Below are 7,164 nucleotides of genomic sequence, written 5' to 3'. Positions count from 1 at the left end.
CGCTGCGCCTTGAGCAGCGAGCAACAAGGGGAGGACGAGGGCTGCCGCACCAAACAGGCGGGTGGGCTTATGGATGTGCATGCGATCTCTCCTGAAGAGTGCTGGCAGGGCGGGAGAGCAGGCGCGCATCGACATGCGTGCCCGACCCCACCGGGATGTGCTCGGCAGTGACGGGTGCGGGCATCGACTCCATCCGGTTCGTCACGGCGGCGCGCAGAACGAACCCATCGACCGTCGCCACCACGATGCGCGGCTGCTCGGCCACCGGCGCGATAACTGTCTGTCGGCCATGTCCGCCGGGTCCGGCACAGGCTGTCGTCGTGACGATCAGTGTGCCCAGGGCAGCCGTCATCGCTTTGGCAATCGGCATCATGCACGACTCCATGTTGGCGCCCCGCGCCATGGTTGATGAATACTTAATGGTCCGAAGTATCAGGTCCGATTCGACTTGAACCCTCGCAACACGATCTGAGTGATTTGAAACGAAGAGGATTGCAACAGGCCCCGGCAGTGGGGTGCCTGAAATGGCGATATTAGCCGTAAATATGCGAACTTAGCCTTATAAATTCGCTTTCGGGATCACATGGACTGATCTGGTGCCGGTTCGGCAATAAAGTTCCTGAATGATCCGATTTGGAGGAAAATGGAAATTAACTGCTCATTGTGCGTCGAAACATAAATATGGTCGCGCATCCGCTATAAATGGGCAGAGATATTCCTCTAAAATCATCGGCATCTATTCTTGATGCTGGTTACTCCACGATCCTACCTTTGCCGGATTACCCACAGAGCCCGACGGGCCGAACCGGGGAGGAAGGACATATGGCATCCGATGGAAAATTCGCCGACGTCGACCTGTCGATCTTCAAGGAACTCAAGAAGCTCTCCGGCGAGAAGATCAGGCAGGCGCGAAAGGCGCTCGGTTTGACGCAGCTGGAGGTCGCCACCGAAATGGGCGGAAGCCTGCGCTGGTATCGCGCGATCGAGTCCGGCGATCCGGGGATTAGGCTGGAGGATCATCTGATCGCACTGCTCCGGCTCGGTGCATCGACCGCGCATATCGCGCTGCCTGTCCTCTATGCGGGCCAACGCATGCGGTTCCCGCGGCAACTGATCCACGGTGACCTGGCCAGCATCGAACGCACATGCATTGAGGCGATCTCGGATGCGGTGATCGCCGGGCTGAAACAGGACCTCTCACCCGAATGGTAGCGGGACGGCGGGAAGGACCAGTCATGAAAATTGACGGTCCGGTTCGGGCGTGACGCTGGGACAGGCGGAAAAGATGGCGATCTTTCATTTCCATGTGAATATCATCAGCCGCGGCGCCGGACGCAGTATCGTCGCGGCCGCGGCATGGCAAAACAGCTGCCGCCTGTACGATGAGCGCTACGGCCGGTTTTCCAATTTTGTGAACAAGCGGGCGGTTGCCTGGTCTGCGCTGATACTGCCGTCCGGGGGCCCCGCGCAGTGGGAGGATCGCGAGTGTTTCTGGAACGCGCTCGAAGCCGCCGAAATCCGCAAGGATGCGCAGCTTGGCCGTCAGTTCGACGTGGCGCTGCCCGATGAACTGGACCTGCCGGCGTCGATCGCGGTTCTGCAGCGTTTCGCCAGCGAGATATTTTGCATCGCGGGTTTTGCCGCCGACCTGACACTGATCGAAATGGGCGATACGCCCAGAGGCAAGCGCCACCATGGCTATGTGCTGATACCGACCCGTCCGATTGTCGACGGCATGTTCGGCCGGAAACCGCGCGAATGGAACAGCCGCGTGAAGCTGCTCGAAATCCGCGCGGCCTGGGCGATGATGCTGAACGATAAGTTCGCGGCGCTCGGCTATGATGTCCGCGTCGATCATCGGTCCAACGAAGAACGCGGCATCGACGCTCCGCCGGTTAAGCATATCGGCATGGCCCGCAAGCGTATCGCGGCGCGCGCCCGGCAAACATCCTGACAATAGTCCGTGGCCGGCGCCTCACCGGCGGTGCGGTCCATCATGACGACGGCGAGGGCGGTTGCGGCGGGCGTGTAGAGGAGAAAATAACCGACTGCACATGCGGCGACGGCAGCGGCAGGGATTGCCGTCGCCATGACCGCTGCCGCCACGGCGAAAACGGCTAGAAGCTGAACGGCCGCTGCGACAAGAAGTATCCGCCGCCGACCGAGCCTGTTGGCCAGCCACCCGGTGAGCATTGCGGAGGCCATGCCGGCGAGCGGACCGGTCATGTTGACGATGACGCCGAGACGATCGAGGCTCCACCCCCTCCTGTCAATCAGCGCGCCCGCGATCGCGCGCGGCAGGCCGCCATGCGTCCCGATCATTTGTCCCATTCTTCGAGGCCATCAACAACGGCGAGTGGAACGCTGCGAGTCTCTTCCAAGGCGCGACAACGCCAATAGGCTGACAGGCGAAAGCACGAGATTAGGCAGTGGGTTGCCCAAATATGCGATCTTGGCCTCTTTTTAGGACCAGGATCGAAATGCTAGACTGACGTCGCGTCATGGCCTGCTTGCGCTGCCCAACAGGCCAGCGATCCATGCGCCATTTCTGCGAGGATTATCCAGACCCACGTTCGCGAGCGCCTGCCCGTCCTGGTCGGCCGGCCATGCGGTCATCGCAGATCGGCCGGAAGGGAAGGGAGCGGGAGGAGAGAGGAAGCAGCGGACGGTTGGCTGTCCGTGGTTTCCTTTCCTCAACCGGAGCACTGTCATGACGGGCGCGCGCTACGTGCGCATCAAGCGCTTCGCCGAGCTGACCGGCTACACCGAGAAAGCGGTCTATCGAAAGATCGCCGACGGCGTGTGGATTCAGGGCCGCGAATATCGCCGCGCTCCCGATGGCAGCATCTGCATCGACCTCGAAGGCTTCCACAAATGGGTAGAAAACGGCCAGGGACTGGCGTCGAGCCGCTGAAAAGCTGCATTCGCGTCCGCTTCCGCTGGAACGGGCGGCTCTATCGCGAAACGCTCCAGCTCCAACCCACATCCGCTAACATCAAGGCGGCCGAGCGCTTGATGGCCCGTGTCCATCAGGAAATCGATCTCGGCGTCTTCGATTATGAAAGCACGTTTCCCAAGGGTGATGCCAAACCCGACCGGAACAAATACGCGGGCTTCAAGACTTATGCGAAAGAGTGGCTCGCAACGCTCGTAGTCGAGAAATCGACGATGTCCGACTATGTGTCGGCGATCAATAATGTCTGGTCGCCGGCTTTCGGTGAGCGGCAACTCAAGAGCATCAAGCCGAGCGAGATCAAGAAGGTCATCGCCGACCGGGCGAAGCAGGTCAGCGGCAAGACGATCAACAACAACGTCATTCCGCTGCGCGGCATCTTCGAGATGGCTCTCGACGACGAGCTGATCGACCGCTCGCCGCTGGAACGGATCAAGAGCCAGAAGCATCAGAAACGCGAGCCGGACCCGTTCGACCGGGAAGAGACCGAACGCATCCTCACCTATATGCACGAGCGTTACGACGAGCAGGTCTGGAACTGGTATGAGTTCGCCTTCGGGACCGGCATGCGTCCCAGCGAACAGATCGTCGTCCAGTGGCGCGACGTCGACTGGAAGCGCCAGTCCATCCGGGTCGAGCGTGCCCGCGTCCGGGCCGTGGAGAAATCGACCAAGACCAGGACCGTGCGCGACGTCGATCTTACTCCGCGAATGATGGCCGTGCTTAGACGCCAGAAGGCGCACAGCTTCATGCGGGGGCTCGATTCGCCGATCTTCATCAACCCGGTCACAAACACGCCGTGGCCGGACGTGCAGGATCAGCGGAAGCTCTATTTCCATCCCGCACTGCGTGCGCTCGGCATCCGCAGCCGTGATGCCTATCAAACGCGCCACACTTACGCGACGACGGCGCTGATGGGCGGGGTGAACCCGGCCTATATCGCCCGCCAGCTTGGCCACAAGAGCGCGGCAATGCTGTTCCGGCACTACTCGAAATGGATCGATCACGCGGACTATGGCCGCGAAGCAGCCAAGCTCAATCAGATCTACGGTTCCTGACGCGGATGTCTGGCTGGTCTGTGGGGAGGGCTTGCCTGTCGGTGGCGGCTGCCGCGAACGAATCCCTCGTCTACTGGGCAGCTATTGAGGTGATCTAAAAGAGCCTGGAACGGGGGCTGGGGTGGCCTCGAAAAACGCCAAATGTGCCACGAAAGTGCCACGGAAACCGCATTTTCGCGATTCCCCCTAACAATATCAACTACTTAGCTGGTGACCCCTACGGGAATCGAACCCGTGTTTCAGCCGTGAAAGGGCCGCGTCCTAACCGCTAGACGAAGGGGCCGTACCGGGTTGCGCCGGAGGCAGGACCGGCCCTCTAGCGGGGGTCCGCGGGGGGGTCAACCCCCTAGCTGCTATAAAAATGACATCGCCTTTTCAGTCGCAGAAAGCGGCGTCGTCGAGGTGTAGTTCCGCCTGCGGGCGGCTGCCCCAATCGTCGATCTTCGCGCGTCCGGCGAGCCACAGGCGGCGGCCCTGCGCGGCGTGCAGCAGCGCCTGGCCCATCTCGGTCTCGGCCGAGCGGAAGGCCATCGCCTTGAAGCGCCCGCCATCCGGCCCGCTGACGATCAGCCGCAGGTGGTCCGCGCCCACCACGTCGGCCTTGACGATGCGCACGGGCCCCACCGCGACGCGCGGGCCGGGCCAGCCCATGCCGTAGGGGCCGGCGCTCTCCAGCGTCTCCACGAGGCCGGGCGTGAGGCCGCCGGGCGACAGCGCGAGGTCGAGTTGCATCGACTGGCTGGCGCTGGCGCGGGCGACGTCGGCCTCCAGGCGTTCGTCGAGCCAGTCCGACAGCGCGTCCAGACCGTCGGGCGCGATCGTCAGGCCCGCCGCCATGGCGTGCCCGCCCCCTGCGACCAGCAGCCCCGCCTCGCGCGCGGCGATGATCGCGGCTCCAAGGTCGACGCCCGCGATCGAACGGCCGGATCCCTTGCCGTTGCCCGTATCGTCCGCGCCGAGCGCGATGACGAGGGTGGGCTTGCCGGTCTTCTCCTTGAGCCGCCCGGCGACGATGCCGATGACGCCGGGATGCCAGCCTTCGCCCGCCACCACGATGACCGAGCGGTTGTGCTGCCGGTCGATCTGCATCTCGGCCATTTCCTGCACCGCCTGCTCGATGGCGCGGCGCTCGTCGTTGAGACGCGAGAGCTGCGCGGCGATGTCGCGGGCCTCGTCGGCATCGGTGGTCGTCAGCAGGCGCACGCCGAGCGTCGATTCGCCCACGCGCCCGCCCGCGTTGATGCGCGGGCCGAGCGCGAAGCCGAGGTCGCTGCAGGTCGGCGCGCGGCCGAGGCGGCTCGCGTCGATCAGGGCGGACGTGCCGATGTTCTCGCGCTTCGCCATCACCTTGAGCCCCTGCGCCACCAGCGCGCGGTTGAGGCCGTGGAGCGCTGCGACGTCGGCCACGGTGCCGAGCGCCACGAGGTCGAGGAGGGCGAAGAGGTCGGGTTCGCGGCGGGTCTCGAAGTAGCCGCGGCGGCGCAGGGTGCGCACGGTCGCCACGGCGAGCAGGAAGGCGACGCCGACGGCCGCGAGGTGGCCGTGGCCGGCCGCCAGTTCGTCCTCGTCGAGCCGGTTGGGATTGACGAGCGCGGCGGCGCGCGGAAGCACGGGGGAGCACTTGTGGTGATCCACCACGATCACGTCGACGCCCGCCTGATGCGCCATTTCGAGCGCCTCGTGCGCCATCGCGCCGCAGTCCACCGTGACGATGAGGCTCGATCCCTCGCCGGCGATGCGCACCAGCGCCTCGCCCGAGGGGCCGTAGCCTTCGAGCAGGCGATCCGGGATGTAGTAGCGCGCGTCGTGGCCGAGGGCGCGCAGCAGCAGGATCAGCAGCGCGGCGCTGGTCGCCCCGTCCACGTCGTAGTCGCCATAGACGGTGACCGTCTCGCCGGTCATGACCGACTGGGCGAGCCGTTCGGCGGCGGCGTCCATGTCGCGGAAGGCCGACGGGTCGGGAAGGAAGGCGCGCAGGCTGGGGTTGCGGTGGCGCTCAAGGTCGTCGCGGGGGACGCCGCGCGACAGCAGGAGCTGGGTGACGATGTCGTCCTCGAGCCCGGCGGGGCCTGCGCTGAACCCTTCGCTGAGGTCCATGTTGCCGCCACGCCAGCGCCAGGCCTTGCCTGCAAGCGAGCGATCGATCCCGAAGACACTTGCGGATCGTGATTCCATAATCCTGCGGCGTTACCCGACCTGCGCTTCGACGGGAAGTGCCGGGCCCGCGTCGATCCCCTTATTTCGTGACGGCATTTGTCGTTGGTTGCGCGCGGCGCGACTGGGTAGGATCGCCAGGACGGGGAAGGGAGTTGTGAAGATGCGCATCTCGGGCAAGTCGTGGCCGGTTCTGGCGGCAGTAACGGTGGTGGCGGTTCCTGTCGCGGTACTTGCGGCGGGCGACGCGGCGCCCGTCGCGCGCTACGACATGCGGGCGGGCACCGTGACCGGCTTCGGCGGCATGGGCGGCGGAATGGGCGCCGCGATGAGCATGATGATGGGCGGCGGCGCGAGCCAGGTCCAGCACGAACTTTACCTGCGTCTCGGCTCGTCGCAGGCGGCGACGGGCGGCCAGGTCAAGGCCGACCATTTCATGCCGCCGGCCGCGAAACTGGGCAAGTCGGTGGAACTGGCGCCGCTGCCGCGCGCCGAAGAGACGCCCGACCTCCTGCCCGAAAAGCCGAAGGGGCGCCTGCTCATCTTCTGGGGCTGCGGCGAACATGCGCCGAAGGGGCAGCCGGTGGTCCTCGACTTCGCCAAGGTGGCGGCGGGACAGGTGCCGCCGGGAATGCCGGGCTCCGCCGTGGTCCGCGACTGGGGGCCGACGCAGGCGAATTCGCGCAGCTTCGCGCGCTGGCCGGCGGACGACCGCAAGTTCGTGAAGGCCGACAGTTCGCTGGTCGGCGCGCACAAGGTGGTCAGCACTTATGCGCCCGAGATCGCCTTCACCCTCGCGCGGGACTTCATGGCGCCGATCTCGTCCACCACCTCGGCGCTGCCGAGCGGCGCCTCGCGGCTGAGCTGGACAGGTATCGCCGGGGCGACGGCATGGCTGGCCTTCGTGACGGGCGGCAGGCAGGGACCTGGAGGCCAGATGGGCGACATGGTGATGTGGACGAGCAGTTCCGATCGGCAGTTCGGCGGCGGGCTGGCGGA

Annotated in this window: 6 protein-coding genes, 1 tRNA gene and 1 pseudogene; 5 read left to right on the top strand and 3 right to left on the bottom strand. The window is 65.0% G+C overall.

Annotated elements, in window-relative coordinates:
• Nucleotides 1-67: 67 nt before the first annotated feature.
• On the bottom strand, nucleotides 68-373 hold the full coding sequence (locus VMR39_RS15755; RefSeq protein ID WP_037484342.1) for a hypothetical protein: 306 nt from the start codon (nucleotides 371-373) through the stop codon (nucleotides 68-70).
• A 449-nt stretch (nucleotides 374-822) separates the two neighbouring features.
• Between VMR39_RS15755 and VMR39_RS15750 the strand changes: the two genes are divergently transcribed.
• The 4 genes from VMR39_RS15750 (at nucleotide 823) to VMR39_RS15735 (ending at nucleotide 4,011) form a co-directional block, all read left to right on the top strand.
• The gene (locus tag VMR39_RS15750) at nucleotides 823-1,212 is read left to right on the top strand and encodes a helix-turn-helix domain-containing protein (RefSeq protein WP_021246309.1); all 390 of its coding nucleotides are present in this window, start codon (nucleotides 823-825) and stop codon (nucleotides 1,210-1,212) included.
• 73 nt (nucleotides 1,213-1,285) lie between these two features.
• On the top strand, nucleotides 1,286-1,954 hold the full coding sequence (locus VMR39_RS15745) for a MobA/MobL family protein (protein ID WP_021690788.1): 669 nt from the start codon (nucleotides 1,286-1,288) through the stop codon (nucleotides 1,952-1,954).
• 756 nt (nucleotides 1,955-2,710) lie between these two features.
• Nucleotides 2,711-2,914 (top strand): excisionase, encoded by a 204-nt coding sequence (locus tag VMR39_RS15740; protein WP_021246311.1) that lies wholly within the window; start codon nucleotides 2,711-2,713, stop codon nucleotides 2,912-2,914.
• Entirely contained in the window at nucleotides 2,875-4,011 is a 1,137-nt protein-coding gene (locus VMR39_RS15735) for an Arm DNA-binding domain-containing protein (protein ID WP_021246312.1), read from the top strand. The genes VMR39_RS15740 and VMR39_RS15735 overlap by 40 nt, the downstream gene beginning before the upstream one ends.
• A gap of 208 nt (nucleotides 4,012-4,219) precedes the next feature.
• Here the strand turns inward: VMR39_RS15735 and VMR39_RS15730 are convergent.
• Nucleotides 4,220-4,294 (bottom strand) — tRNA-Glu (locus VMR39_RS15730).
• A 92-nt stretch (nucleotides 4,295-4,386) separates the two neighbouring features.
• Nucleotides 4,387-6,186, bottom strand: coding sequence for a single-stranded-DNA-specific exonuclease RecJ (gene recJ, locus VMR39_RS15725; RefSeq protein WP_325416888.1), 1,800 nt, complete (start codon nucleotides 6,184-6,186; stop codon nucleotides 4,387-4,389).
• Between the two features lie 142 nt (nucleotides 6,187-6,328).
• Here recJ and VMR39_RS15720 point away from each other — a divergent pair.
• Nucleotides 6,329-7,164: pseudogene (locus VMR39_RS15720) on the top strand (hypothetical protein); the annotation flags it as partial.

Source organism: Sphingobium sp. (genome assembly GCF_035511395.1).
In the GTDB taxonomy this organism is placed as follows: domain Bacteria; phylum Pseudomonadota; class Alphaproteobacteria; order Sphingomonadales; family Sphingomonadaceae; genus Sphingobium.
Note: the sequence above shows the minus strand (reverse complement) of the source record. Positions and strands in the feature narration are given on the sequence as shown.

Excerpts from the sequence above, each read along its gene's own strand:
- VMR39_RS15735 (WP_021246312.1), top strand. The coding sequence starts at position 2,875 with ATGGGTAGAAAACGGCCAGGGACTGGCGTCGAGCCGCTGAAAAGCTGC.
- VMR39_RS15750 (WP_021246309.1), top strand. The coding sequence starts at position 823 with ATGGCATCCGATGGAAAATTCGCCGACGTCGACCTGTCGATCTTCAAG.
- VMR39_RS15745 (WP_021690788.1), top strand. The coding sequence starts at position 1,286 with ATGGCGATCTTTCATTTCCATGTGAATATCATCAGCCGCGGCGCCGGA.
- VMR39_RS15740 (WP_021246311.1), top strand. The coding sequence starts at position 2,711 with ATGACGGGCGCGCGCTACGTGCGCATCAAGCGCTTCGCCGAGCTGACC.
- VMR39_RS15755 (WP_037484342.1), bottom strand. The coding sequence starts at position 373 with ATGATGCCGATTGCCAAAGCGATGACGGCTGCCCTGGGCACACTGATC.
- recJ (WP_325416888.1), bottom strand. The coding sequence starts at position 6,186 with ATGGAATCACGATCCGCAAGTGTCTTCGGGATCGATCGCTCGCTTGCA.